The sequence below is a fragment of the Bradyrhizobium canariense genome, assembly GCF_019402665.1.
GTDB lineage: Bacteria > Pseudomonadota > Alphaproteobacteria > Rhizobiales > Xanthobacteraceae > Bradyrhizobium > Bradyrhizobium canariense.
Map to the genome: position 1 here is coordinate 68,998 of NZ_VSST01000044.1, position 25,972 is coordinate 94,969.

The 25,972-nt window shown below is 64.8% G+C and carries 21 protein-coding genes; 11 read left to right on the plus strand and 10 right to left on the minus strand.

Going from position 1 to position 25,972, the window contains the following annotated elements:
• Positions 1-210 precede the first annotated feature (210 nt).
• The 4 genes from lpxC (at position 211) to ligA (ending at position 6,380) form a co-directional block, all read left to right on the plus strand.
• On the plus strand, positions 211-1,173 hold the full coding sequence (lpxC, locus tag FXB41_RS23860; RefSeq protein WP_007600866.1) for a UDP-3-O-acyl-N-acetylglucosamine deacetylase: 963 nt from the start codon (positions 211-213) through the stop codon (positions 1,171-1,173).
• 298 nt (positions 1,174-1,471) lie between these two features.
• Positions 1,472-2,377, plus strand: coding sequence for an outer membrane protein assembly factor BamD (locus FXB41_RS23865; protein ID WP_007600868.1), 906 nt, complete (start codon positions 1,472-1,474; stop codon positions 2,375-2,377).
• A 13-nt stretch (positions 2,378-2,390) separates the two neighbouring features.
• Entirely contained in the window at positions 2,391-4,064 is a 1,674-nt protein-coding gene (recN, locus tag FXB41_RS23870; RefSeq protein WP_219683430.1) for a DNA repair protein RecN, read from the plus strand.
• A 162-nt stretch (positions 4,065-4,226) separates the two neighbouring features.
• Positions 4,227-6,380 carry an NAD-dependent DNA ligase LigA gene (ligA, locus tag FXB41_RS23875; protein ID WP_219683431.1) on the plus strand — a complete coding sequence of 718 codons (2,154 nt, stop codon included), beginning with the start codon at positions 4,227-4,229 and terminating at the stop codon, positions 6,378-6,380.
• Positions 6,381-6,491: 111 nt separating this feature from the next.
• Here ligA and FXB41_RS23880 read toward each other — a convergent pair whose 3' ends face one another.
• Positions 6,492-7,769: a multidrug effflux MFS transporter gene (locus tag FXB41_RS23880; protein WP_007600873.1), complete on the minus strand. Its 1,278-nt coding sequence runs from the start codon at positions 7,767-7,769 to the stop codon at positions 6,492-6,494.
• Positions 7,770-8,090: 321 nt separating this feature from the next.
• The gene (locus FXB41_RS23885; protein ID WP_219683432.1) at positions 8,091-9,920 is read right to left on the minus strand and encodes an aminopeptidase P family protein; all 1,830 of its coding nucleotides are present in this window, start codon (positions 9,918-9,920) and stop codon (positions 8,091-8,093) included.
• A 187-nt stretch (positions 9,921-10,107) separates the two neighbouring features.
• Between FXB41_RS23885 and FXB41_RS23890 the strand changes: the two genes are divergently transcribed.
• Positions 10,108-10,287, plus strand: coding sequence for a hypothetical protein (locus FXB41_RS23890; protein ID WP_007600875.1), 180 nt, complete (start codon positions 10,108-10,110; stop codon positions 10,285-10,287).
• Between the two features lie 24 nt (positions 10,288-10,311).
• Here the strand turns inward: FXB41_RS23890 and FXB41_RS23895 are convergent, their stop codons facing one another.
• The gene (locus tag FXB41_RS23895; protein ID WP_007600876.1) at positions 10,312-11,199 is read right to left on the minus strand and encodes a 50S ribosomal protein L11 methyltransferase; all 888 of its coding nucleotides are present in this window, start codon (positions 11,197-11,199) and stop codon (positions 10,312-10,314) included.
• A 163-nt stretch (positions 11,200-11,362) separates the two neighbouring features.
• On the opposite strand from FXB41_RS23895, the gene FXB41_RS23900 reads away from it, so the two are divergent.
• On the plus strand, positions 11,363-11,518 hold the full coding sequence (locus FXB41_RS23900) for a Flp family type IVb pilin (protein ID WP_007600877.1): 156 nt from the start codon (positions 11,363-11,365) through the stop codon (positions 11,516-11,518).
• A 277-nt stretch (positions 11,519-11,795) separates the two neighbouring features.
• On the opposite strand, the gene FXB41_RS23905 is transcribed toward FXB41_RS23900, so the two are convergent.
• A complete protein-coding gene (locus FXB41_RS23905; RefSeq protein ID WP_219683433.1) occupies positions 11,796-13,406 on the minus strand; it encodes a phytoene desaturase family protein in 1,611 nt (536 codons plus the stop codon).
• Positions 13,407-13,654: 248 nt separating this feature from the next.
• Here FXB41_RS23905 and FXB41_RS23910 point away from each other — a divergent pair, with 248 nt between their 5' ends.
• Positions 13,655-15,934 carry a spermidine synthase gene (locus FXB41_RS23910; RefSeq protein WP_219683434.1) on the plus strand — a complete coding sequence of 760 codons (2,280 nt, stop codon included), beginning with the start codon at positions 13,655-13,657 and terminating at the stop codon, positions 15,932-15,934.
• Between the two features lie 122 nt (positions 15,935-16,056).
• On the opposite strand, the gene FXB41_RS23915 is transcribed toward FXB41_RS23910, so the two are convergent.
• On the minus strand, positions 16,057-17,052 hold the full coding sequence (locus FXB41_RS23915) for a glycerophosphodiester phosphodiesterase (protein ID WP_219683435.1): 996 nt from the start codon (positions 17,050-17,052) through the stop codon (positions 16,057-16,059).
• A 158-nt stretch (positions 17,053-17,210) separates the two neighbouring features.
• On the opposite strand from FXB41_RS23915, the gene FXB41_RS23920 reads away from it, so the two are divergent.
• The 3 genes from FXB41_RS23920 to FXB41_RS23930 are packed head-to-tail and all read left to right on the plus strand — an operon-like array spanning position 17,211 to position 20,586.
• A complete protein-coding gene (locus FXB41_RS23920; RefSeq protein ID WP_311985886.1) occupies positions 17,211-18,170 on the plus strand; it encodes an acyl-CoA desaturase in 960 nt (319 codons plus the stop codon).
• Positions 18,171-18,215: 45 nt separating this feature from the next.
• Positions 18,216-19,598 carry an MBOAT family O-acyltransferase gene (locus tag FXB41_RS23925; RefSeq protein ID WP_219683436.1) on the plus strand — a complete coding sequence of 461 codons (1,383 nt, stop codon included), beginning with the start codon at positions 18,216-18,218 and terminating at the stop codon, positions 19,596-19,598.
• A 25-nt stretch (positions 19,599-19,623) separates the two neighbouring features.
• Positions 19,624-20,586, plus strand: a complete 963-nt coding sequence (locus FXB41_RS23930; protein WP_246649105.1) for a hypothetical protein — start codon at positions 19,624-19,626, stop codon at positions 20,584-20,586.
• A gap of 6 nt (positions 20,587-20,592) precedes the next feature.
• Here FXB41_RS23930 and FXB41_RS23935 read toward each other — a convergent pair whose 3' ends face one another.
• The 3 genes from FXB41_RS23935 to FXB41_RS23945 all read right to left on the minus strand — a co-directional run bounded on the left by FXB41_RS23935 (position 20,593) and on the right by FXB41_RS23945 (position 23,568).
• Positions 20,593-22,293: a fatty acyl-AMP ligase gene (locus tag FXB41_RS23935; protein WP_219683438.1), complete on the minus strand. Its 1,701-nt coding sequence runs from the start codon at positions 22,291-22,293 to the stop codon at positions 20,593-20,595.
• A gap of 24 nt (positions 22,294-22,317) precedes the next feature.
• Positions 22,318-22,572: an acyl carrier protein gene (locus FXB41_RS23940; RefSeq protein WP_018454262.1), complete on the minus strand. Its 255-nt coding sequence runs from the start codon at positions 22,570-22,572 to the stop codon at positions 22,318-22,320.
• 225 nt (positions 22,573-22,797) lie between these two features.
• A complete protein-coding gene (locus tag FXB41_RS23945) occupies positions 22,798-23,568 on the minus strand; it encodes a L,D-transpeptidase (protein ID WP_007600886.1) in 771 nt (256 codons plus the stop codon).
• A gap of 315 nt (positions 23,569-23,883) precedes the next feature.
• On the opposite strand from FXB41_RS23945, the gene FXB41_RS23950 reads away from it, so the two are divergent.
• The gene (locus FXB41_RS23950; protein WP_219683439.1) at positions 23,884-24,207 is read left to right on the plus strand and encodes a hypothetical protein; all 324 of its coding nucleotides are present in this window, start codon (positions 23,884-23,886) and stop codon (positions 24,205-24,207) included.
• A gap of 49 nt (positions 24,208-24,256) precedes the next feature.
• On the opposite strand, the gene FXB41_RS23955 is transcribed toward FXB41_RS23950, so the two are convergent.
• On the minus strand, positions 24,257-25,018 hold the full coding sequence (locus FXB41_RS23955; protein ID WP_007600888.1) for an ABC transporter permease: 762 nt from the start codon (positions 25,016-25,018) through the stop codon (positions 24,257-24,259).
• The gene (locus tag FXB41_RS23960; RefSeq protein ID WP_007600889.1) at positions 25,015-25,938 is read right to left on the minus strand and encodes an ABC transporter ATP-binding protein; all 924 of its coding nucleotides are present in this window, start codon (positions 25,936-25,938) and stop codon (positions 25,015-25,017) included. Before FXB41_RS23960 ends, FXB41_RS23955 begins: the two co-directional genes overlap by 4 nt.
• Between the last annotated feature and the right edge of the window lie 34 nt (positions 25,939-25,972).

Here is a 25,972-nt window from a genome sequence, read left to right on the forward strand (position 1 = left end):
ACGGTCCCGAACTCCGGTCCAATTTGGTTAAGCCTTGGCGCTAATACGGCGGGTTTGGGGTAACAATCGGTAAAAAAGCGTGAGTTGGCGCTGTTTGAGGCAGTGACTATGGTTTGCCGTGACTTGGGGATACGGATTCGGAAGCGAGCGGTCTCAGCCGCTCAGTCGGGTTCAGTATAAGTCGCGGTGGTCGTAGTGGGGCGGTTCCTGATGAAATTTAGCCGGCAAACAACGCTTCGTGCGCAAGCCAGTGTGGCAGGCGTCGGCGTTCATTCCGGTCTTCCCGTCACGCTCACGCTTGGACCCGCGCCTGTCGACGCGGGCTTTGTTTTTATCCGCACCGGGCTTGAGGGAAGCGACCGCGAAGTTCAGGCCACCGCCGAGCAGGTGATCGCGACCGATTTCGCCACCGTCCTCGGTGATCGCGACGGTCCGCTGGTTTCCACCGCCGAGCATGTGCTTGCTGCACTGCGGGGCATGGGCGTCGACAACGCAATCATCGAGATCGACGGGCCGGAAGTGCCGATCATGGACGGCAGCGCCGCGGCCTTCGTTGCGGCGATCGACCAGGCCGGCATCGTGACCCAGCCGGCACAGCGCCGCTTCGTTCAGGTTTTGAAGCCGATCTCGGTCAAGATCGGCGACTCCTTCGGCGAGATCCGGCCCTATGCCGACGGGTTCCGCGCCGAGGTCGAGATTAACTTCACGAATCCTGTCATCGGCCAGCAGAGCTACGCCTTCGACCTCAACCCGGAGCGTTTCCGCCGCGAAGTCGGCCGGGCCCGGACTTTCGGTCTGATGTGCGACGTTGCGCGGCTCTGGAGCGCCGGCTATGCGCTCGGCGCCTCCTTCGACAATACCGTCGTGTTCGACGAGGAGCGGCTGCTCAACACCGAAGGCCTGCGCTACGCCGACGAATGCGCCCGCCACAAGGTGCTGGACGTGATTGGTGACCTTGCTCTGGCGGGTCTGCCGCTGCTCGGCGCCTACCGCTCGGTTCGTGGCGGCCACAAGCTCAATCACGCCGTCCTGACCGCGCTGCTCGCCGACCGCACCGCCTGGCGGGTGGTCGAGGGCGAAGCAGCCCGCCGCACCACGCGTCCGGTGGCCGAAACCGGTCGCGGCATCGTCGGTGGCCGGGTCGCCGCGGTCTACGGGCCAGACGTTTCCTAAAAGAGAGACGGATCCTGAAGCGAACGTTTCCTAAAAGAGAGACGGGTCCTGAACAGACCCGTCGCCACAGGCGTTTGGCGGCGGCTTTCCCCGGGAAACTCCTGGTAACGATGATCGGCTAGGATTGCGGCGCGTTCGCCTTAATCCGGGCGGAATGCCTGCCTATCCGGGTTGGTTGAAGATCGTTTTTCGGTTACACCGGCGTGGTCGCACGGCAGGCACCACGGCTATATTTCGCGCCCAGGACGGGGTTCATGGGCTGGCGGACACCGCACCACAGGGCGTCAGGGCAATACTCATGTCGGCACAGCGTATGACGCGCGGATATCGTCAAGTCCCGTCTCGAGAAGTCTCGTCTCGAGTCCGCGGGCTGCTTCAGGTTGTCGCCCTCTTCGTGCTCGCGCTGCCGCTGGCCGGCTGCGGCACCGGCGCGCTTTGGGACAAGTTCACCGCCAAGGACGACACCTTCGTCGAGGAGCCCGCCGACAAGATCTACAATGAGGGCCTGTACCTCATGAACGAGAAGAAGGACATGAAGGCGGCGAACAAGAAGTTCGAAGAGGTCGACCGCCAGCATCCTTATTCCGACTGGGCCCGCAAATCGTTGTTGATGTCGGCCTACGCGTCCTACCAGGGCGGCGATTATGACAGTTGCATCGGCGCCGCCACCCGCTACGTCACGCTGCATCCCGGCAGCCCGGATGCGGCCTACGCGCAATATCTGATTGCCGCCTCGCATTACGACCAGATTCCGGACATCAGCCGCGACCAGACCCGCACCGAGAAGGCCATCGCCTCGCTGGAAGAGGTGGTGCGCAAATATCCGACCTCGGAATATGCGACCTCGGCCAAGGCCAAGATCGAAGGTGCGCGCGACCAGCTCGCCGGCAAGGAAATGAACGTCGGCCGTTACTACGCGCAGAAGCGCGACTACACAGCGGCGATCAACCGCTACAAGGCCGTGGTGACGCAGTACCAGACCACCCGCCATGTCGAGGAGGCGCTGTACCGCCTGACCGAGGCCTATATGGCGATCGGCATCGTCGGCGAGGCCCAGACGGCTGCCGCCGTGCTCGGGCACAATTTTCCTGACAGTCGCTGGTACAAGGACGCCTATAATCTTGTAAAATCAGGCGGTCTCGAACCGAGCGAGAATCAGGGGTCCTGGATTAGCAAGACCTTCAAGAAAATGGGTCTCGGCTAGGAAATAGAATTCCATGCTGGCGCGTCTGTCGATCCGTGACATCGTCCTGATCGAACGGCTCGATATCGAATTCGCAACCGGCCTCGCGGTTTTGACCGGCGAGACCGGTGCGGGCAAATCCATCCTGCTCGATGCCTTTGCGTTGGCGCTCGGCGGCCGCGGCGATGCCGGCCTCGTGCGCCATGGCGCGGAGCAGGGGCAGGTTACTGCCGTGTTCGATATCCCCAAGAATCACCCTGCAGCGAAGATCCTCGCGGAGAACGGGCTGGAGGATACCGGCGAGATGATTCTCCGCCGGGTCCAGCTCGCCGACGGCCGCACCCGCGCCTTCATCAACGACCAGGCGATCAGCGTGCAGACGCTGAAGGCGGTCGGTGCTGCCCTGGTCGAGATCCACGGCCAGCACGACGAGCGCGCGCTGGTCGATGCCGCCACCCACCGCCGCCTGCTCGACGCCTTCGCCGGTCTCGAAAAGGATGTCTCGGCGGTCGAGGCGCTCTGGGACGCCCGCCGCACCGCCAACACCGCGCTGGAGGAGCATCGCGCCGGCATGGAGCGCGCTGCGCGCGAAGCCGATTACCTCCGTCACGCCTCCGACGAATTGAAGCAGCTCGCGCCCAGGGATGGCGAGGAGACCTCGCTGGCGTCCCGTCGGACCACCATGATGCAGGGCGAGAAGATCGCCTCCGACCTGCGCGAGGCGCAGGAGGCGGTCGGCGGCCACCATTCGCCGGTCGCCTCGCTCTCGGCCGCCGTGCGCCGGCTGGAGCGCCGCGGCGTCAACGCGCCGGCGCTGGTCGAGCCCGCGGTGAGGGCGATCGACATCGCGATCAACGCGCTGGAGGAAGCCGACCAGCATCTGCAGGCGGCGCTTGCCGCGACCGATTTCGATCCCTCAGAGCTCGAACGCATCGAGGAGCGCCTGTTCGCGTTGCGCGCCGCCTCGCGCAAATATTCGACGCCGGTCGACGGCCTCGCCGCGCTGGCTGCAAAATACGCCGCCGATGTCGTTCTGATCGATGCAGGCGCCTCACGGCTGAAAAAGCTGGAGCAGGCCGCGATCGAGGCCGATGCGCGCTATGCGGCGGCCGCCAAGAAGCTGTCGATGGCGCGGCAGAAATCGGCGGAGAAGCTCAACAAGGCGGTCAATGCCGAGCTTGCGCCGCTCAAGCTCGAACGCGCCAAGTTCATGACCCAGGTCCAGACCGACGAGGCAGCTCCAGGCCCGCAAGGCTTCGACCGCGTCGAGTTCTGGGTGCAGACCAACCCGGGCACCAAGCCAGGGCCGATGATGAAGGTCGCCTCCGGCGGCGAGCTGTCGCGTTTCCTGCTGGCGCTGAAGGTCGTGCTGTCCGACCGCGGCTCGGCGCCGACTTTGGTGTTCGACGAGATCGACACCGGCGTCGGCGGCGCGGTCGCGGACGCGATCGGCGGACGGCTGGCGCGGCTCGCCGGCAAGGTCCAGGTGATGGCCGTGACGCACGCCCCGCAGGTCGCCGCCCGTGCCGACCAGCATCTGCTGATCTCCAAGGACGCGCTGGACAAGGGCAAGCGCGTCGCCACCCGCGTCAATGCGCTCGCCGCCGACCACCGCCGCGAGGAGATCGCGCGGATGCTCGCCGGCGCCGAGATCACCGCCGAGGCGAGGGCTGCCGCGGACCGGCTGCTCAAGGCGGCGACGGCTTGATTTCGTGTCCCGGACGCGCGCAAGCGCGAGCCGGGACCCAGAATGCCGCCCCGATGGGCCCCGGCTCTGCAGCGCACCGCCAAAGAAGCGCTGCGCTGCGTCCGGGGCGCGAGACCTCAACCCACCTTTACCCTCCCGCCCGCTCCATCGTATCCAAGCACCATGGCCAGAGCAGCAAAATCGAAACCAGCACCGCTTCGCGACGTCGCCGACCTCACCAAGGCGCAGGCCAAGGTCGAGCACATGCGGCTCGCGCTCGAGATCGAGGGGCATAACGAACGCTACTATCAGGACGACGCGCCCACCGTCACCGACGCCGCGTATGACGCGTTGCGCCAGCGCTTCAACGCGATCGAGAAGCGGTTTCCGGAATTCGTCAGCGCGGACTCGCCGTCGCAGAAAGTCGGTGCTGCACCATCAGGCCGCTTCAAGAAGGTGCGGCATGCCGTCCCCATGCTGTCGCTCGACAACGCCTTTGCGGAAGAGGATCTGCGCGACTTCGTCGGCCGCATCGTGCGCTTCCTGAAGCTCGACGACGACAGGATCGATTTCTCCGCCGAGCCGAAGATCGACGGCCTCTCGATGTCGCTGCGCTATGAGGGTGGTGAGCTCGTCACCGCCGCGACGCGCGGCGACGGCGCGGTCGGCGAGGACGTCACCGCCAATATCCGCACGCTCGAGGACGTGCCGCAAAAGCTGAAGGGCCGCAACGTCCCAGACATCTGCGAGGTGCGCGGCGAGGTCTACATGACCAAAAAGGCCTTCCTCGCGCTCAACGAGCGGCAGAAGGCGGAAGGCGGCACCATCTTCGCCAATCCGCGCAACTCGGCCGCGGGCTCGCTCCGGCAGAAGGATCCGACCATCACCGCCTCGCGCCCCCTCGGCTTCTTCGCCTATGCCTGGGGCGAGATGAGCGCGATGCCGGAGGCCACGCAGAGCGGCATGATCGGCTGGTTCGAGCGCTGCGGCTTCAAGACCAACCCGCTGACCAAGCTCTGTCACTCCGTCGCGGAGCTGCTGGCGTTTCATCGTGCGATCGAGGAGCAGCGCGCAAAACTCGACTACGACATCGACGGGGTCGTCTACAAGGTCGATCGCATCGACTGGCAGGAACGGCTCGGCTTCGTCTCGCGCACGCCGCGCTGGGGCATCGCCCACAAATTCCCGGCCGAACGCGCCATGACGGTGCTGCGCGACATCGAGATCCAGGTCGGTCGCACCGGCTCGTTCACGCCGGTCGGCAAGCTCGAACCCGTCGGCGTCGGCGGCGTGATCGTGCAGAATGTCACGCTGCACAACGAGGACTACATCAAGGGCATCGGCAACAAGGGCGAGGTGCTGCGCGAGGGCCGCGACATCAGGATCGGCGACACCGTCGTGATTCAGCGCGCCGGCGACGTCATCCCGCAGGTGGTCGACGTCGTTCTCGACAAGCGGCCGAAGGCTGCCAAGGAATTCCAGTTTCCGAAGAAGTGCCCGTGCCCGTTGCACACCGACGTCACGCGCGAGGAGACGGCGGCAGGCGAGGAGGGCTCACGCGCCCGCTGCACTGGCGAGTTCGCCTGCCCCTATCAGAAGATCGAGCATCTGAAGCTGTTCGTGTCGCGGCGCGCCTTCGACATCGACGGTCTTGGCGAGAAGCAGCTCCAGTACTTCTTCGACGAGGGCTTTGTGAAGGAGCCAGCCGATATCTTCACGCTGGAAAAGCGCAACGCAAAACTCAAGCTCGAGGACATCGAGGGTTACGGCGCAACCTCGGTGCGCAATCTGTTCGGCGCGATCGAGAGCCGTCGGAAGATCGCGCTGGAGCGCTTTATCTATGCGCTCGGCATGCGCCATATCGGCGAGACCACGGCGCTGGCGCTGGCACGCGGCTACGGCTCCTGGGACGCCTTTCACGATGCCAGCCTCAAGGTTGCCAAGGGCGACGAGGAGGCGATGGCCGAGATGGACGCGCTCGACCAGATCGGCGAGACCGTGATCAAGAGCATCGCCGACTATTTCGGCGAGAGCCACAATCGCGGCATCGTCGAGCGGCTCACCAACGAGGTCGAGATCATCGACGCCGAGAAGCCGAAGAGCAACTCCGCCGTTGCCGGCAAGACCGTGGTGTTCACGGGCTCGCTGGAGAAGATGACGCGCGACGAGGCCAAGGCCACCGCTGAGCGGTTAGGCGCAAAGGTGTCCGGATCGGTGTCCAAGAAAACCGATCTCGTCGTCGCCGGTCCAGGCGCGGGTTCGAAGCTCGCGGAAGCCACCAGGCATGGCGTCAAGGTGCTGACCGAGGACGAGTGGTTGACGCTGATCGGGGAGTGAGGGCTTCTTTCGTCATTGCGAGCGAAGCGAAGCAATCCAGAATCTTTCCGTGGGTCGCAGTCTGGATTGCTTCGCTGCGCTCGCAATGACGGTGAGAGGGCGTCCCGCTCCTCACATCATCCCGCTCTCTTCCTCTTCCGCCTGCTCGATCAGCGTCTCGCTCACCATGACCTCGCGGCGGGGTACGACGAAGATCATCGTGCAGGCGCAGAGCAGGGAGATCGCCAGCACCGCGGCGGTGAGCGGCAGCGTGGTCGCGGAATGGCCGCCGAGATAGGCGCCGAATTGCGACATGAGCGCGCCGATGCCCTGCTGGAGAAAGCCCATCGCACCTGATGCGGTGCCGGCGGCCTCGGGACGGACGCTGATCGCGCCGGCGGCCGAGTTCGCCATCACGAAAGCATTGCCGACCATCACGATCATCTGCGTGCCGAACAGCCAGGCGGGTGCCTCGTTCCAGCCGGTGAAACTCCACAGCAGGTTCAACAGGCTGCCGCAAAGCTGGAGCGCGAGGCCGAACCAGATCAACTTCTCCAACGAGTGCCTGGGCGCGAAGCGCACGCAGAGCAGATTGCCGACGAGATAGGCAAAACCCGTCGTCGCGAACCACGCGCCGTATTCAGCGCTGGTCCTGCCCATCTGCGTCACCACGATATAGGGGCCGCCGCCGGCGAAGGTGAAGATGATCTGCGAGGCCAGCACCTGGCACATCACGTAGCCGACGAAGGCGCGGTTGCGGATCAGGATGCCGACATCGCCGCGAAAGCCGCTGCCGGCGGCGCGGTCTCGGCGGGTCTCGGGCAGCGCGAATGCGATGCCGATGGCGACAATGATCGCGGCGACGGTGATGGCGTAGAAGATCGCGCGCCAGCCGAACGCGGTTTCGATCAGGCCGCCGCTGAGCGGGGAGACCATCTGCCCGATCATGAGCGCCGCGACCACGAGGCTGATCATCGAGGCGACGCGATCGCGCTCGTAGATGTCGCGGATGATGGCGCGGCTCACCACCATGCCGGCGGCGCCGCCCAGCGCCTGGAAGAAGCGCGCGGCGATCAGCTGCGGTAGGGTTTCCGCGAAGATGCAGGCGACGCTGGCGACTACCATCAGCGCCAGTCCTCCGAGCAGCACCGGTCGTCGCCCGAAACGGTCCGACAGCGGGCCCATGATGAGTTGCGACAGCGCGATGCCGACCATGTACAGTGAGACTGTCATCTGCGCGACCGAGATGTCGCTGCCAAAGGTCGTCGCCAGTACCGGCAGCGCCGGAACCAGCATGTAAAGCGAGATCGGCGCGATGCCGGTCATGACGACGAGCAGCAGCAAAACCACGCGCGAGGTCGCGAGGTTGTGTTGCGCCGTTTCCGGCGGCTTGCTGATCATGCCGTGCATGCGTGTCCGTCTCGCAGAAATTCGAATCGGACTGTAGCGCGCTCGCGCAAGACGCATATCGGCGTTTCGGAATGCGGCTATACGGATTCCGGGACGGTTGTGATGAGGGCACGATGAGGATGGATTTGGCGCGATGTTCGCAACGAAGCCGGTGTCATCGCCCGGCTTGACCGGGCGATCCAGTACGCCGCGGCTTCTCCGCATGCGTTTGCTGTCTCTGGAATACTGGATTCCCCGCCTTCGCGGGGAATGACAGCGGGGGTGGAAATGAGCATTGCGCAAATCGCGTGGTGCTATGCGTCGAGACCGTGAACGACGCGCTTACGCCTTCAACTCCGCCGTGGCCTGGTCCAGCCAGGCCTTCGTCGTCGCGTCCAGCGCCGGCCGCACCTCGGCCCTGACGCGCGCGTGGTAGGCGTTGAGCCAGTCGAGCTCGTCCTTGCCCAGCATGCCGACATCGATCAGCCGGCGGTCGATCGGTGCCAGGGTCAGCGTCTCGAACGCGTTCATCGATTTTTCCGCGCCTTTGATGTCGGCAGCGACCACCAGTTCGAGGTTCTCGATGCGGATGCCGAAACCGTCGGTCTTGTAGTAGCCGGGCTCGTTGGACAGGATCATGCCGCGCTTCAGCGGCGTGGTGCCGAGCTTCGATATCCGCGCCGGTCCTTCGTGCACCGAGAGATAGCTGCCGACGCCGTGGCCGGTGCCATGCTCGAAATCGACGCCGGCGGCCCAGAGATATTGCCGTGCCAGTGTGTCGAGCTGCGCGCCGGTGGCGCCATCGGGAAATATCGCCCGCGCGATCGCGATGTGACCGCGCAGCACACGCGTGAAGCGGTCGCGCATCTCGTCGGTCGGCTCGCCCACGGCCATGGTCCGGGTGACGTCGGTGGTGCCGTCTTCGTATTGTGCACCTGAATCGATCAGCAGCAGATCGCCGGGTACGATCCGCCGGTTGCTCTTGCGGGTGACGCGGTAGTGCACGATCGCGCCATTCGGGCCGGTGCCCGATATGGTCGGGAACGACACGTCCTTCAGTGCGCCGGTATCGCGGCGGAACGTCTCCAGTGCCTCGACCGCGTCGATCTCGGTGAGCTTGCCGCTTGGCGCCTCGCGGTCGATGAAGGCGAGGAAGCGTGCCAGCGCTACGGCGTCGCGCCGGTGCGCCGTTTGCGTGCCCTTGATCTCGGTCGTGTTCTTGACCGCCTTGAGCAGCGCGATCGGATCGCTGCCGCGCACCGGCTTGCCGCCAGCACCCGTGATTAACCGGCTGAGGGCGTCGGCCGCGGTCGCATTGTCGAGCGCGATCGATCCACCGCTCTTGGCGAGCGCCATCAGCGTCGGCGCCATCGCATCGGGCTCGCGCACCTCGGCGGACTGCTCGAGATGGTCGCGGGTCAGATTGGAGAGCTTGCGGTGATCGATGAAGATGGTGGGACGACCGTCCTTCGGCACCAGCGCATAGGACAGCGGCAGCGGCGTGTGCGCGACGTCGGCGCCGCGAATGTTGAAGGTCCAGGCCACGGCATGGCTGTCGGACAGCACCAGCGCATCGACGCCGAGCTTGCCGATCTCGCTCCTGATCTGCGTCAGCTTCTCGGCTTCAGTCACGCCGGCATGTTGCATCCCGTGCACCGTGACCGGCGCAATCGGCGGCTGTGGGCGGTCCTGCCAGATCGCATCGACCGGATTGCTGTCGACGGCGACCAATTCGGCACCGGCCTTGGCGCAGGCGGCGGACAAACGCTCGGCTGCCGCAAAAGTGTGCAGCCACGGATCAAATCCTAGGCGGTCGCCGGCCTTCAGGTGTGCCGATATCCAGCTTTCCGGCGGGGGATCGATCAGAGATTCCACGGCCCACGCCCTTGAATCGACCTGCTTGGCCGCCTGGATCGTGTAGCGACCATCGACGAACAATGCGGCCTCGTGCGTCAGCACCACCGCCAGTCCCGCCGAGCCCGTAAAACCGGTCAGCCAGGCCAAACGCTCTTCCGACGGCGGCACGTACTCATTCTGCTGCTGATCGGCGCGTGGAATCACGAAACCGGTCAGCTTGCGGCGGGCGAGTTCTTCACGGAGCGCGGCCAGCCGCGCCGTCAATGCGACGCCGGCCTCGGGCTCCTCGAATGTCTGGAAGTGCGCTTCGAACATGGTGGATCACTTTAGGATCATGCGGATCAGTCCGCAATGTAGACGCATTTGAGGTCGCATCTGGCATGGACTGTGCTTGAACAGTTCCATTCGAATTGAGTGGAGTACAGGATGCGGCAGTTGCGCTTCGTCCGGATAACAGGGAAATTCGAGCAAGTTGTTCATCTCAACGACGAGGGGACACTCGATGCCAGCGTTCACGTTTGAGAAGATTACGCCGCCGGTGCGCCGCGCCCCGGCTCCGGCAGCACCGAAGAAACCGCGCGGCCTCATCAACCAGATGATCGACCGTTTCGCTGAACGCCGCGCGAGGCGCGCCTCGCAGGCCGAGCGCGCGATGCGCCGGGACGAGAAGGCCGCAAAGTAGCGGCACCTACGGCAGCCCCCCGACTCACCCCATCTTCCGCAGCAACAGGCTGCTCCACCCCTCGATCCGCAAGTGCTTCAGAGGCACGAGGCCGCGCGCGCGGTAGGCGGCGATCACGGCGGGGACCTGGGGCGTCAACAGGCCGGAGAGGATGACGCGCCCGCCAGGTGCGAGGTGCCGCGTCAACGGGCCCGCCAATTGCCGTAACGGATTGGCAAGGATGTTGGCCAGCACCAGGTCGAACGGGCCGCATCTGCCGAAATCAGCCGCCGCGAAGCCGGTGGCGCGGATTGCTCGCACATGGTGACCGACCTCGTTCAACGCGGCGTTCTCGGCTGCCACCTTGACCGAGGCCGGGTCGATGTCGGAGGCCAGCACCGCGCGATGCAGCACCTTCGCCGCCGCTATCCCCAGCACGCCGGTCCCGGTGCCGAGGTCGAGCACGCGGCCGGGCCGGGTGCTTTTCAGGACATGGTCAAGCAGGAGTAAACAGCCGCGCGTGGTACCGTGATGGCCGGTGCCGAAGGCGAGAGCCGCCTCGATCTCGACGGCGAGCTTGTTCGGCGCCACGCGGTCGCGATCATGGCTGCCGTGGACGACGAAGCGTCCGGCCGGCACCGGGACGAGATCTTCCAGGCTCGCCTTGACCCAGTCCCTGGCTTCGACGGTGTCGAAGGCCAGCGTGTCCGCGATCTCATTTCCTGCTGCGGTTGCAACGAGTTCGCGCAGCCAAGCCCGGTCCGGCGCGTTCGCGAAATGCAGCGCAACGTCCCACTGTCCGTTCGGCTGCTCGAAGGCGGCGACCGCCGCATCGTCCTCGAAGAACATTTCGGTGAGGACGTCGACAATGCGCCTGGCGGCGATCTCGCCGCCGATCGAAAAACTGGCGCGATGGGTGGGGGAAGGTTGCATTCTCTGGGTTCCGTCCGGTTCAATTTTTGGAACTTTTGTTCCAGATTTTTCGCATAACTTGCATTCACGCGGTTAACCCGACCTCAGGTTGTGCCACGTAGATTTGCGGGTGTTGGGCAACCCACACAGTTCGAAATGGAATAGGAGGCGAGACTTGAAGCGCATGATTTTGAAGTTCTGGACCGACGATTCAGGTGCAACCGCAATCGAGTACGGCCTGATCGCAGCCGGTATCGCGCTGGCGATCATCACCGTGGTGAACGGCCTGGGCACCACCCTGAACGACAAGTTCACTTCGATTAGCAGCTCCTTGAAGTAATTTCCGCCTTCCATTTCCCGGCGAGGCCAATTCTCCATACGACTGCTTTCGAGCCGCGCCCGTCGGGGGAATTGCCCCCTGGCGGGCGAAGTCGTTTTTGGGAATTGGCTTGCACAGAATGCCCACAGGCTATCCGCTGGTTTTTCCGGACTTTGTCCACGGATTATCCCGCCGTTCATCCCCGGATTTTCCACCAATTTGTACCAAGCTTGGAGGGGCGTAACCCAGCGCCCTTTCACAGCTCTGCCAACAGGCTGTCCACAGCTTATCCACGGGCTTATCCACGACTTCCGAACAGCGACCGGTGATCCCTCAGGATTGCCTGCGCGGCGTTGTGGCCGGGCGCGCCGGTGACGCCGCCGCCGGGATGGGCGCCGGAGCCGCAGTGATAGAGGCCCCTCACGGGTCCGCGATAATCGGCGTGGCCCAGCATCGGCCGGGCCGAGAACAGCTGGTTCAGCGTCAGCGCACCGTGGAAGATGTCGCCGCCGAGCAGGCCGAACTGCCGTTCGAGATCGAGCGGTGACAGGATTTGGCGGCCGAGCACGCTGGTCGCAAAACCCGGCGCGTATTTGTCCACCGTCGCGATCATGAGGTCGGCGACCGCGTCGCGATGGTCGTCCCACGACTTTCCATCGGGAAGCTCCGGCGCGACATGCTGGCAGAACAGGCTCGCGACATGTTGTCCTGCGGGCGCGAGCGTATCGTCGAGCGTCGAGGGGATCAGCATTTCCACGACGGGCTCTCGGCTCCAGCCGTGCGCGCGGGCATCGAGAAAGGCGCGGTCCATGTAGCCGAGACTGGGAGCCAGGATGATGCCGGAGGTGAGATGATCGCCGACGCCCGGCAGTGCCGTGAAGGAGGGCAGGCGGTCCAGTGCCACGTTCATGCGGAAGGTGCCGGAGCCGTTCTTCCAGTGCCGGATGCGGTCGAGAAAGTTTTGGGGAAGCGCATCGGCGGCGACCAGCCGCGTATAGAGCAGCTTCGGATTGACGTTGGATGCGACATATCTCGCGCGGATGGTCGTGCCGTTCTCCAGCGCTACGCCGACCGCGCGGTCGCGCTCGAGGATGACCTCGCGCACGCCCGCATCGGTGTCGATCACGACGCCGCGGTCGCGTGCGGCGCGCGCCATGGCCTGCGTGATCGCGCCCATGCCGCCGATGGCGTGACCCCAGACGCCCTTCTTGCCGTTCACCTCGCCAAACGCGTGATGCAGCATCACATAGGCCGAGCCCGCGGCGTAAGGGCTGGCATAATTGCCGACGATGGCATCGAAGCCGAACAGCGCCTTGATCAGATCGTGCTCGAAACGTTCGTCCAGCATCTCGCCAGCCGAGCGGGTGAAGAGATCGAGCAGGCTGCGGCTCTGCTCCAGCGACAGCCCGCGCAGGATATTGGCGCTCTGGAATGCGTTCACGGCCTCGCGGATCGATGCCGTGCCGAAACCATCGAGCAGGTTGGGCGGCGCGCGCAGCACGAACTGCCGAAGCACGTCGGCGATATCTTCCAGCTCGCGCGAAAACCCGTCGAGCGCGTTTGCGTCGCGCGCGCTCAGCCGTGCGACGGACGCCTGCGTCCGCCCCTCGCCGGTGAGAAGATAGCTGCCGTCTGCCGCGGGCAGAAAATTCTGCGCGCGCCGTTCGACGATCCTGAGGCCCTGTTCGGCCAGCTTCAAGTCGCGGATCACCTGCGGATTGAGCAGGCTCACAGTGTAGGCCGCGACCGAATTGCGGAAGCCCGGATGAAATTCCTCCGTGACCGCGGCCCCGCCGACCACCTTGCGGCGCTCGACCACGCGCACGCGCAAGCCGGCCATCGCGAGATACGCCGCGCAGGTGAGGCCGTTATGGCCAGCGCCGATGATGATGACGTCGGTTTCGGTCATGCGCCCCTGGTGCTGTCATTCCGGGATTCGCGAAGCCCGAACTGTGGTGCGGGCTCCGCACCGGAGAATCTCGAGGTTCCGGGTTCGATGCTGCGGCCGCGCTTCGCGGTCCCGTCGCATCGCCCGGCACGACCGTCTTATATCAAGCATTTCCCGCTGCAACATCACGAGACCCTTTATTGCCCGTTCAGGCGCCTTGTGCTCCATTGCGCGCGCCCGGCACCCGCCGGGATTATGCCGGAGCTTCCATGGATTCGATCGTGCAACCCGCCGCCACGGAGCAGTCATCCTCGTCACGCAACCGGCTGCTGCTGACGGTCTACACCGCAGCGATCTTCGTCAGCGCGCTGTTGCTGTTCTCGGTGCAGCCGCTGTTCACCAAGATGGTCCTGCCGCGGCTCGGCGGCTCGCCGGCGGTGTGGTCGGTGGCGATGGTGTTCTTCCAGTCGTTGCTGCTGGCGGGCTACGCCTATGCGCATGTGTTGATGCAGGTGAGGAATCGCATCGTTCCGGTGGTGGTGCATCTCCTGCTGCTGATCGCGGCCTTCGCCACGCTGCCGCTCGGCATCGCGTCCGCCTATGGCGATCCGCCCGCTTCGGGCTACGCGATCTGGCTGCTTGGCCTGTTCGTGATCTCGATCGGACTGCCGTTCTTCGCGCTCGCCGCCAACAATCCGTTGCTGCAGGCCTGGTTCGTCCGCACCGGGCATCCTGCCGGACATGATCCCTATTTCCTCTATGCGTCCTCCAACATCGGCAGCTTCCTCGCCCTGCTGTCCTATCCATTCCTGCTGGAGCCGATGTTCACGCTGCACACGCAGAACCGGCTCTGGACCGGCGGTTACGGCATTCTGATCGTCCTGATCGCCGCCTGCGGCGTGCTGCTGTTGCGCTCGCCGAAGCTCGCCATGGTCGATGTGCGAACCGAGGATTTGAATGCGCCTGCGCCCGGTTTCATGACGCGGCTGCGCTGGATATTCCTCGCCGGAGTGCCGTCCGGCCTGCTCATCGCCGTCACCGCGCACATCTCGACCGACGTTGCGGCAGCGCCGCTGCTGTGGGTGCTGCCGCTGTCGCTGTATCTCTTGACCTGGGTGGTGGTGTTCCAGTCGCGGCCGCTGCTGCCGCACAAATGGATGCTGATGCTCCAGCCGGTCGCGATCGCGGGCGTCGTCTTCCTGCTGGCGTTCGGCGGCGAACAGAACCTGCTGCTGACGCTTGGCGGCCATCAATTGTGCTTCTTCGTCATCGCGATGGCCTGCCACGGCGAATTGGCGCGGACCCGGCCGGCCGCGAAATATCTCACCGGATTCTATGTCGCGCTGTCGTTCGGCGGCATGGTCGGCGGCCTGTTCGCAGGGCTCGTTGCGCCGTTCACATTCTCCTGGATCGCCGAATATCCGATCCTGGTTGCGCTTGCCGCGCTGTGCCGGCCGCCCGCGAACGAGCGGCTGGCGGGCATCATCAAATGGTACTGGCTGGCGCTTGCCGCGCTCGCCGTCGTGCTCGTTGCGCCGTCCACCACGACGGGCGGGCTGTCGACCTGGTTCGAGGATCATCGCGTCTGGGTGGCCGGCGGCGTTGGCGTGCTCGCCGCCCCGCTGGCGCTGGCGGTCAACGCCGGCCGCTGGAAGATATTCGCCACCGTCGCGCTCGCGCTGGCGTTGATCCGGGTTTATCCGGCGGACGAAGGCCGCGTCACCACGGTGCGCAGCTTCTTCGGCGTGCACAAGATCGTCGTGACGCCCGGCGGCTATTTCCATGTGCTGATGCACGGCACCACGATCCACGGCGCCGAGCGTTTCCTCAACAATGACGGCACGCCGGTCACCGGCCGGCCCGAGCCGATCACCTACTATCATAGGGATGGCGGCATCGGTCAGGCCGTCAGCGCGATCCGGGAACGCAAGGGCGCTCCGTTGAAGGTCGCGGCTATCGGCGTCGGATCGGGCACGCTCGCCTGCGCCGCCGAGCCAAACGAGAGCTGGACCTTCTTCGAGATCGATCAGTCCATGGTCGACGCGGCAAGCGATCCGAAGAATTTCCGTTACATCTCGAGCTGCATGCCGGGCCTGAAGCCGGTGATCGGAGATGCCCGTCTCACCTTCGCGAAGGAGCCGGACGGCGCTTATGATCTCATCATCGTCGACGCCTATTCGTCGGATGCGATCCCGATCCATCTTGCGACCGAAGAGGCGATGAAGATCTACAAGGACAAGCTCGCTCCGCACGGCGCCGTGGTGATGCACGTCTCCAACCGCCACCTCGATCTCGAGACCGTCGTGGTCGGCATCGCCGATGCCAACGATCTCAAGAGCTGGGTCTACAACGAGGATTCGGGGCGCGATGGCGACTACATCTTCTCGACCGACGTCGTCATCTCCGCCCGCGAGGATGCCGACGTCGGCAGGCTCGCATCGTCGAAATCATGGGAGCAGACCGAAGCCGACGACAGGGTGCGGGTCTGGACCGACGATTACTCCAACATTCTGGGCGCGCTGTACCGGCGCTTGAGGGACGGGGAGTAGGGACACTTCGTAGCCCGGATGGAGCGCAGCGCAATCCGGGACGTTCTTGCCTCGCGGTGATTAACGGCCCCGGATTTCGCTGCGCTCCATCCGGGCTACAGCAGAAAGCCTGCGGCTCGGCCTCACGGCGTCACCGGTGTCCCGGCGGGCAACGCAATTGCCTTCTCGCCCGCGACTTGCCGCAACAAATCGGGCCTGTCGGAGATGATGCCGTCGACGCCGATCTCGATCATGCGCGCCATGTCCTCAGGCTTGTTGACCGTCCAGACCACGACGTGCAGCCCGAGCGCGTGTGCCTCGGCGATCAGCGCCGCGGTCACGTCGCCGAAATAGGGCGACCAGATCGCGCCGCCCGCAGCCTTGATGGTTCGGGGCAGCGACCCGCCGTGATCGGCCGGGCTGAATCCCGCCGTCCAATTGGTCGCCTTGTCCAGCGCCACCGTCTGGCTCGAGCCGCGCTGGAGCGTCAGGTACACCGTCGGCATCTTCGATGCCCGCTGCTGGACGAGCAGCAGGGTCCGCCAGTCGAACGACTGGATCATGACGCGGTCGGAGAATTTTTCGGCCTCGATCAGCGCGAGCAGCCTGGTGACGAAAGCTTGCGGATCGAGCGTCTCGTCCGGATGGTTCGGATCGATCTTGGTCTCGATGTTGAAGCGCACCCGATTGTTGCCGGATTTGCGCACCAGCGCGAAAAGTTCGCTCAAGGTCGGAATGCGGGTCCCGGGCACGGCGCGCTGATCGGGAAATTGCTTCGCGTAAGGACTGTCCGGACGTATCTGGCCGACGTCGTAGCTCCTGACCTGCTCGAGCCGCAGCTTCGCGAAGGGCGTGCCGGGAGCCGCGACATAGGCGCCGCTCGCATCCCGCGTGATATCAGGGTTGAGCCCGCGCTCATGCGAGACGACGACTTCGCCGTCGGCAGTGATGCCGACGTCGAGCTCCAGCGTGTCCACGCCCATCGACAGCGCGTTGGCGAAGGCCGGAAGCGTGTTTTCCGGCAGCAGTGCCCGCCCGCCGCGATGGGCCTCGAGGTCGAAAGCCGAATCAGCCCCCATGGCCGGTCCCGCAATGAGAAGTGACAGTACGGTCAAGATCGTCGCAGCACGTGACGGCATGGCGGCTCGTGGGGCAAGCGGAAAGGGATATTTGAACGCATTTGGGCATGTCCGGCCCATAGTATAGGCTTTCGTGGCTGTTGAAACCTTGGGCGGTGGCTTGGGTTGCGGCCGCCGCGGGGGTATGTACTCATGGTCGGCGCCCTGGAATCCCGCCCGTGCAGCAGCAACGCGATCATCGAATTATTCGTAGCCGGCATTTTCGCCGGATGCAGCGCCGGCATTTCATCATCTTCGACGTTTTGCCCTTCGTCGGCACACTGCTGGCGCTGGTGCTTCTGCTCTACCGCCCGATTGGCGCGGCGGAGCTTGGCCTGTTCGTCGGCTTTTGGCTGGTCACCGGCCTCGGCCTCACCGTCGGCTATCACCGGCTCTTCACCCACCGCGCCTTTGCGACCTCCACGGTGATGAGTGCGATCCTGGTCGTGATGGGATCGATGGCCGGCCGCGGTCCCATGCTGTCCTGGGCGGCAATGCACCGCCGGCACCACGAATTGTCCGATCACGACGGCGATCTGCATTCGCCGCGGCTGCACGGCGAGGGCCCGTTCGGCCGCCTGCGCGGCTTCCTGCACGCGCATTTGACCTGGATGATCGAGCACGATTATCCCAACGTTGCGCACTATGTCCCGGATCTGATGGCGGATCGCAGGCTGGTTGCCGTCAACAGCTACTACTACACTTGGGTCGGTCTCGGCCTGGTGCTGCCGGCCGCGATCGGCGGCGTCGCCACCATGAGCCTGTGGGGCGCGCTGACCGGCTTGCTCTGGGGCGGCGTGGTGCGCATGTTCGTGGTCGAGCAGACCATGTCGGCCATCAACTCCGTGATGCACAGCTTTGGCGCGCAGCCCTTCGTCACCCGCGACGACAATAGCCGCAATCTCGGTGTGATGGCCTGGCTTGCCTGGGGCGAGGGCTGGCACAACAATCACCACGCCTTTCCCTATTCCGCGGCCTTCGGCCTGCGCTGGTTCGAATTCGATCCCGGCTTCATCTTCATCCGCGCCCTGGAAGCGCTCGGATTGGCCTGGGACGTCAAGGTGCCGAGCGAGGAGAAGATTGCGCGACGCATGCTGCGGCAGCCGGGCGACGCTGCGCCCGACCTCGAAACGGGCTGAGCATCATCCGCCGGCTCACGCCGGCGATGGCGCAGCTTTGAACCGATGCTGTTCAACGACTATCCCTTTCTTCTGGTCTTCCTGCCCGCGGCGCTGCTGATCTATCGCCTGGCCGATCCCTATCCGGGCTTGCGTATCGGCGTGCAGGTCGCGCTGTCGCTCGCCTTCTATGCCTGGGGCAGCCCGTCCTACATTATGCTCCTGATCGGCTCGATCGCGATCAACTGGCTCGCCTCGGTCGCCTATGGGCCCTTGAAGTGGCCGGCGGTGCTGACGCTGGTGATCGGGCTCGATCTCGCGGTGCTGGCGCTGTTCAAATACGCCAACTTCCTTCTCGCCAATCTCGGTCTCGTGCTGGGTACGACGATGCCGGTGCTCGACGTCGGGCTGCCGCTCGGCATCTCCTTCTTCACCTTCCACCACATCATGTATCTGGTCGACCTGAAGCGCGGGAAGGCGCCGCTCTATGCGTTCGACCGCTACGCGCTCTACATCACCTTCTTCCCGCAGGCGATCGCCGGTCCCCTGGCGCGCTGGTCGGAGGTGATGCATCAGTTCGGCAGGCGGGTCTACGTTCCGGGCTGGCAGCGCCAGTTCTGCGTGGCGACCTGCTTCATCGCGATCGGCCTGTTCGAGAAAATCGTGATCGCCGACGGCCTCGCGCACCTGCTGGATCCCATCTACGCGCAGGCAGCCAACGGGCCGCTGCCGAGCGGCGATGCGTGGCTCGCCTTCTGCTTCTCCTTCCAGATCCTGTTCGATTTCTCCGGCTATTCCGACATCGCGATCGGCCTCGGCCTCCTGTTCGGCGTACAGCTGCCGTACAATTTCAACGCGCCGCTGCGTTCGACCAATATCCAGGATTTCTGGCAGCGCTGGCACATCACATTGATGCTGTTCCTGCGCGACTACGTGTTTTATCCGCTGGTCAACCTGCGTCTTTTGCCGCGGCGCTGGCTGCCCGTGCAGTTCTTCGGCGCGATGATGATTACGATGGCGCTGTGCGGCCTCTGGCACGGCGCGAGCTGGACCTTCGTGTTGTGGGGCGTGCTGCACGGGCTTGCGCTGGTCGCCTGCACGCCGTGGCGCCGCTATGGCCCGGATTTCCCGTCATGGCTCGGCTGGGCGCTCACCGTGCTGTTCGTGCTCGCGACCGGCGTGGTCTTCCGCGCGGGATCGGTGGAGGCGGCCTGGCATGTCTTCGCCGGACTGGTTTCGCCGCTGCCGCTCGAGCGCGGAAAGCATTTGTGGCCGCTGATTGCAGCGCCGCTGTTCGCCTTCCTGCTGCCGGCGAGCCAGGACATCGTGGCGGTGCTCACGCGCCGTCCCAATCCGTGGCTCGCAGGTCTGCTCGGTCTTGGGCTGTTCGCATTGCTGCTTCACATGGGTGGTCGGGATCTCCATGAGTTCGTCTACTTCAAATTCTGAGACCGACCTCGGCTGGGGCCGGAGCTTGCTCGCGTGTCTGGGCACGCTGATCGGCGCTGCGCTTCTGGTGCTCGCACTGATGGTGGCGGTCGATCCCTATGACAGCGGCAAGCTCGGCCTGCTTGGCATCGACGGCGTCGACAATCGTCTGACCCAGATCACGGCGGCGAGCCGCGCGAGAAATCCGGATTTCAATGCCGCGATCCTGGGTAATTCGACGGCGCAGATGATCGAGCCGACGGAATTGTCGCGCGCAACCGGCCTGCGCTTCGTGCAGCTCTACATGACCGGTGCGTTTCCCCGCCAGGAGCTCGCGGTGCTGGACTTCTTTCTCCGAAATCACAAGGATGTTGGTGCACTGGTGGTCGTGACTGACCCCGGCTGGTGCGCGCATGCACGGGCCAAGGAGGAGGGCGGCGTCCCGTTTCCCGACTGGCTCTACGACAGAAGCGTCGTCACTTACGCTGCACGGCTGATCTCCTGGCAGGCGATCGAGCACGCTTTTCAGCGCATCAGTATCGGGCTTGGTCGCCGACCACGGATGAACCCCGACGGCTTTGTCAGCTATGAGGACATCTGGCCGCCGGGTCAATTCAAGGAAGTCGGCTGGCCCAGGGATCCGGCGCCGTCCTCGTCCACCGAGATGCGGGCGACATTTCCCGAGATCGCTGTGCTCGCAGATACCGTCGGGACATTGCCGGCCGATGTGCCCGTCGTCATCATCGTGCCGCCGACCTTCGCGACCACCGTGCCGAAGCCCGGTACGGAAACCGCCCTGGAGCGCAGCGCCTGCGACGCGGCGCTGAAGAAAGTGGTCGCGGGCCGACCGCGTAGCAATTTCATCAGCTATCGCGTTGACAACGATCTCACGCGCGACCGCGCCAATTTTGCCGACTTCATCCATTATCGCCCCATCCTCGCGCGCAAGATCGAGCAGGGGATCGCTGCGAGCCTGCGCGATGGGGAGAGCGCGAAGATCGATTTCTGAACCGTCTCAGCTGAGCTGCTCGAATCCCCCATCGAGCCAGAGCTTGCGTGCCAGCTTGCGCTGGATCTTGCCGCTGGTGGTCTTCGGCAGAGTGCCGGGCCGGATCAGCGCGATGTGGCGCGCGGAGAGCTCGTGGTTGTCGGCGACGGCCTCGCGAATCCGACCCTTGATGGCTTCGGTGTCGATCGAGTGGCGCGCAGTGCGCTCGATTTCCTGGACGATGACGAGTGTTTCTTCGCCGGTCTCGTCCGGCACCGAGAACGCCGCGCCGCAATTTTCGCGCAAAGCTCGATCGAGCGATTGCACGGTGCGCTCGACGTCCTGGGGATAATGGTTGATGCCACGGATGATGATGAGGTCCTTGATCCGTCCCGTGACGAACAATTCGCCCGTGGCGTCGACGAAGCCGAGGTCGCCGGTGCGCAGCCATGCCCCGTCTTCGGCGGCAATCTGCGCATTGAGCCCCTCGCGCGTCGCCTCGTCGTTGCGCCAATAGGCGCGGGCAATATTGGCGCCGTTCACCCATATTTCACCGACCCGGTCCGCGGGCAGGCGCGTCCGATTGTCCGGGTCCACGATCGCGATCCGTTCGCCGGTGAGCGCGCGCCCGCAGCCGACGGCGATCTGCGTGTCTTCGGCGCTGGAAGGCGCTTCCGCCGCATGCGCCTGAAGCGCCGTGCGGCTCAGGCTGCGTGTGACATGACCTCCGCCGCGGCGTCCGCCGGAAATCAGGAGTGTCGCTTCCGCCATTCCGTAGGCGGGATACATCGCGCGCGGATCGAAGCCGTGGGGCGCGAATGTCTGGACGAACCGCTCGATGGTTTCCGCACGCACCGGCTCTGCGCCGTTCAGCGCGATCCTGAGCGAGGACAGGTCGACGCCCTCCATCTGGTCGGCGCGATAGCGGCTGACGCAGAGATCGAAGCCGAAATTCGGGCTGCACGCCACTTCCGCGCGAAAATGCGAGATCGCGCGCAGCCAGCCGAGTGGCCGCTGCATGAACGCATTCGGTGCCATCAGCACGCAGGTCGCCCCAACATAGAGCGCCTGCAGTGCGTTCAGGATCAGCCCCATGTCGTGATAGAGCGGCACCCAATTGACGTAAGTCGATTGCCGGGTGTTGCCGAGCGCGAGCCGGATCATCTCGAGATTGGCGAGCAGATTGGCGTGGCTCACCATCACGCCTTTGGGCGCGGACGTCGAGCCGGAGGTGTATTGCAGGAAGGCGATGTCGTCCGGCGCCGGCTCGGGTAGTTCGATTGTCTCACCATCGTCCGCGGCGAGATCGACCTCGATCCAGCGAATGTTCTCATGCGCGAAGCGTGCCCGCAGATCACCGCGGAGCGCGACGGCCGAATTGGTCAGCGCCACCGCCGGCGTGCAATTGGCGAGGATCGCGGCGCTGGCATCGCGCGCGCTGTTTCGCCGCGGCATCATCATCGGCACGGCGATGATGCCGGCCATCAGACAGCCGAAGAACGCCACCATGAACTCGATGCCGGGCGGAAACACCAGGATGGCGCGGTCGCCGGGACGCGCGGCCACGGTCAGTCGCAACGCGAGCGCGCCCGCGGCATCGTGCAGCTGTCGAAAGCTGAGGGCAGCTTCCTCCGTCCCGCGATCGGAGACGAAGACATAGACGCGGTCGTCGGCCTGCTCCGCCGCACGCCGGGCCAGCAGTGCCACGAGCGAGCGGAAGGTTTCCATGGGTTGCGCCGGCTTCAGCCGCCCTCAGGCGGCGGGGCGGATTGCGCGCTTGTCGGCGAGAAATCGCGACAGCGCCTCAACGGTCGGATGGTCGTAGAAGTCGTCCGTCGATAGTTCGAGGTCGAGCTTCTCCTCGAGTTCCATCATCAGGTAGACCAGCATCGCCGAATCGAGCCCGAGGCGGCTGAATTTCGTGCCGATGTCGACGCGGTCGCTCGAAATTCGCAGGATATTTGCCAGGGCGGTAACGCAGAAATCCGAAATCTGCTCGCGTGTCATGTCATGTCCCAGAAACAATGGGAACGACAATACGGGCGACCCCCTGGTTGTCAATTTGGCCGGAACGCCGCCGCGTCGAAGGTTGTGGACTGTTGCTTCCTTGCGTCGGCCGGTGCCCAATCCGTGCACAGGCCGGCGCTATTTCCAGCGGTCGACTGCGGCAAGCGCCCGTCGCGGCAGCGGCTTTCTGATTTGATTGCCCGGCAACGCCGCGTCCAGATAGCGTCAGTTCTGGTAGTAATAGCCACGCGGTTGGTAAACCTGCCGGGGCTGCGGCTGATAATAGGTGCCGTTGCCCTGATTGTAATATTGCTGCGGCTGCTGCTGGTAGACCTGCGCGTCATAGAGCGGGCGGCTGCCACGCGGCGCCGGGTAGCGCGTGCCGGTGTCGCTGCCATCGGCTGGATAGATGTAATTGTCGTCCTGGGGCATGTAGCGGCGGGCGGGCTGGGCCGTCGGTGCGAGATTCACGGGGTCGCCTGATGTGGCGTACTGCTCCTCGGTCGGCTGCGGTGCGCGGGCGACAGCCGTGGGGTTGCGGCCGCGCGGGTTGCGGGCGAGCGCCACCTGCGACGAGCCGGTCAGCGTCACCGTGGTGTTGAGCACGCCCTGCTGCTGCACCAGCGCGTAGAGCGTCGAGGCGTTCTGCCGCGACAGCCGCACGCAGCCATGAGACGCCGGTGTGCCGAGCCGGCCGACCGAGTCTGTGCCGTGGATGGCGTGCCCGATCTTGGTGAAGAAGATCGAATGCGGCATCGGCGCGTCGTCGAATTCCTTGGAGTAGTGGTCCTCTTCCATGCGGAAGGCACGGAACGCGCCGTTCGGCGTCTCGCGGGAGGGGATGCCTGTCGACACCGGCCAGTGATAGCGCGCGATGCCGTCGACGGCGACGGTCATCTGCTGATTGTCCTTGTCGACGGTGATCTCGACCTTGGCCTGCGCGGCGCCCGCGCTCAAAAGCATCAGGGAGGTGAAAGCAATAAAAAACGAACGCATCTGAGTTCTGGCCTCCGGCCTGTTCACGCTAGGCGCCGCGGCTCTCCGTCCCCCGGCGTGCAATATGCCTGCAATCCGGCTTTCGTTCCAGCGGCCTGCCCGGCCATCGTTAACGTGACGGCGGGCGTTAGCAAGGCCGCTTTGTGCCGCGCCGCCCGTGGCGATGCTGACATTTTCGCGAGCGGGCACGCGTTCACAACGCCGACAATTCGTCACAAAGGCGCAACCATTTGGCCGCGCCCGGCGTTGAGGATGCCTGCCTCGACAGGCGGCGTTCGCCGCCAATTGCCCCTTACACCGTCCCTGGGACCGAAAATGAACAAAGCCCGTATCACCGCCGCGTCATTGCCGGCCGGTTTGCCCGCCCGCCTGCTGTTTGCAGCCGCCGCCATGGCGCTGGTGCTGTTGTCGCTGCCACATGCCGGGCACGCGCAGGGCATCGTGCGCGGCGCCCAGGAAGGTTCTTATGAAGGCAACCGTATCGCCGGTCCTGTGGGCGGCGTGGTCGGTGGCGCGGTCGGCGCCGGCGTTGGCGGGGCCGTGGGAGCAGTCGAGGGTGTGTTCGGCATTCCCCATCGCGGCCACCGCCGCTGCCGCGGCTATTACGACGGATACAACCGCTTCCACTGCTATCGGTAACCCCTGGCGATTCCGGGGCGCGCGCGTGCCCCCGGAATGACGGCCGGGGTCAGTTCTTCAACCGATACCCCGTGCGGAAAATCCACCAGATCACGACCAGACAGATCACCAGGAACGCCGTCGTCATGCCGATGCTCACGGATACGCTGACGTCCGCGATCTCGTAGAAGCTCCAGCGGAAGCCGGAGATCAGATAGACGACCGGATTGAGCAGCGCCACCGTGCGCCAGGCGGGCGGCAGCATATCGATGGAATAGAAGCTGCCACCGAGGAAGGTCAGCGGCGTCACCACCAGCATCGGGATCATCTGCAGCTTTTCGAACCCGTCGGCCCAGATGCCGATGATGAAACCGAACAGGCTGAACGTCACCGCCGTCAGGACCAGGAAGGCCAGCATCCAGACCGGATGGTGGATGTGCAGCGGCACGAACAGGCCGGCCGTGGCGAGGATGATCAGGCCGAGGATGATCGATTTGGTCGCAGCCGCGCCGACATAGCCGAGCACGATCTCGAAATAGGAGATCGGCGCCGACAGGATCTCGTAGATCGTGCCGGTGAATTTCGGGAAGTAGATGCCGAACGAGGCGTTGGCGATGCTCTGCGTCAGCACCGAGAGCATGATCAGGCCCGGCACGATGAAGGTGCCGTAGCTGACGCCCTCGACCTGGCTGATGCGCGAGCCGATCGCGGCGCCGAACACCACGAAATACAGCGAGGTCGAGACCACCGGCGAGACGATGCTTTGCAGCAGCGTGCGCCAGGTGCGCGCCATTTCGAACAGATAGATGGCGCGGACAGCCCGGTAGTTCATGACGCCCTCACGAGGTCGACGAAGATATCCTCGAGCGACGATTGCGTCGTGTCGAGATCGTTGAAACGGATGCCGGCGGTGCGGAGGTCGCCGAGCAGGCTGGTGATGCCGGTGCGCTCGCCCTTGGTGTCGTAGTCGTAGACCAGCGTCGCGCCGCCGTCGCAGAGGTCGAGTTCGTAATGCCCGAGGCTCTCCGGCAGCGCATCGAGCTTGCCTTGCAGATGCAGCGTCAGCCGCTTCTTGCCGAGCTTCTGCATCAAGGTGGCCTTGTCCTCGACCAGCACGATCTCGCCCTTGTTGATGACGCCGATGCGGTCGGCCATCTCCTCGGCTTCCTCGATGTAGTGCGTGGTCAGGATGATGGTGACGCCGGATTGCTGGAGCGTGCGCACCACCTCCCACATGCCCTTGCGCAGCTCGACGTCGACGCCGGCGGTCGGCTCGTCCAGGAACAGGATCTGCGGCTCGTGCGACAGCGCTTTCGCGATCATCACGCGACGCTTCATGCCGCCGGAAAGCGTGATGATCTTGCTGTCCTTCTTGTCCCACAGCGAGAGGTCCTTCAGCACCTTCTCGATATGATCGGGGTTCTTCGGCTTGCCGAACAGCCCGCGGGAGAAGCTCACCGTCGCCCACACGCTCTCGAAGGCATCGGTGTGCAATTCCTGCGGCACCAGCCCGATCAGCGAGCGCGCCTTGCGATAGGAGGTCTGGATGTTCTCGCCGCCGACCAGGACCTTGCCTTCGCTCGGATTGGCGATGCCGCAGATGATCGAGATCAGCGTGGTCTTGCCGGCGCCGTTGGGGCCGAGCAACGCGAAGATTTCGCCGCGCTTGATGTCGAGATTGACGTTCTTGAGTGCCTTGAAGCCGGACCCATAGGTCTTCGACAAATTGGCGACGGAAATGATGGAGGACATGATGGCCGCAAGTCTGAGGGGGGCGAAGGCTGGG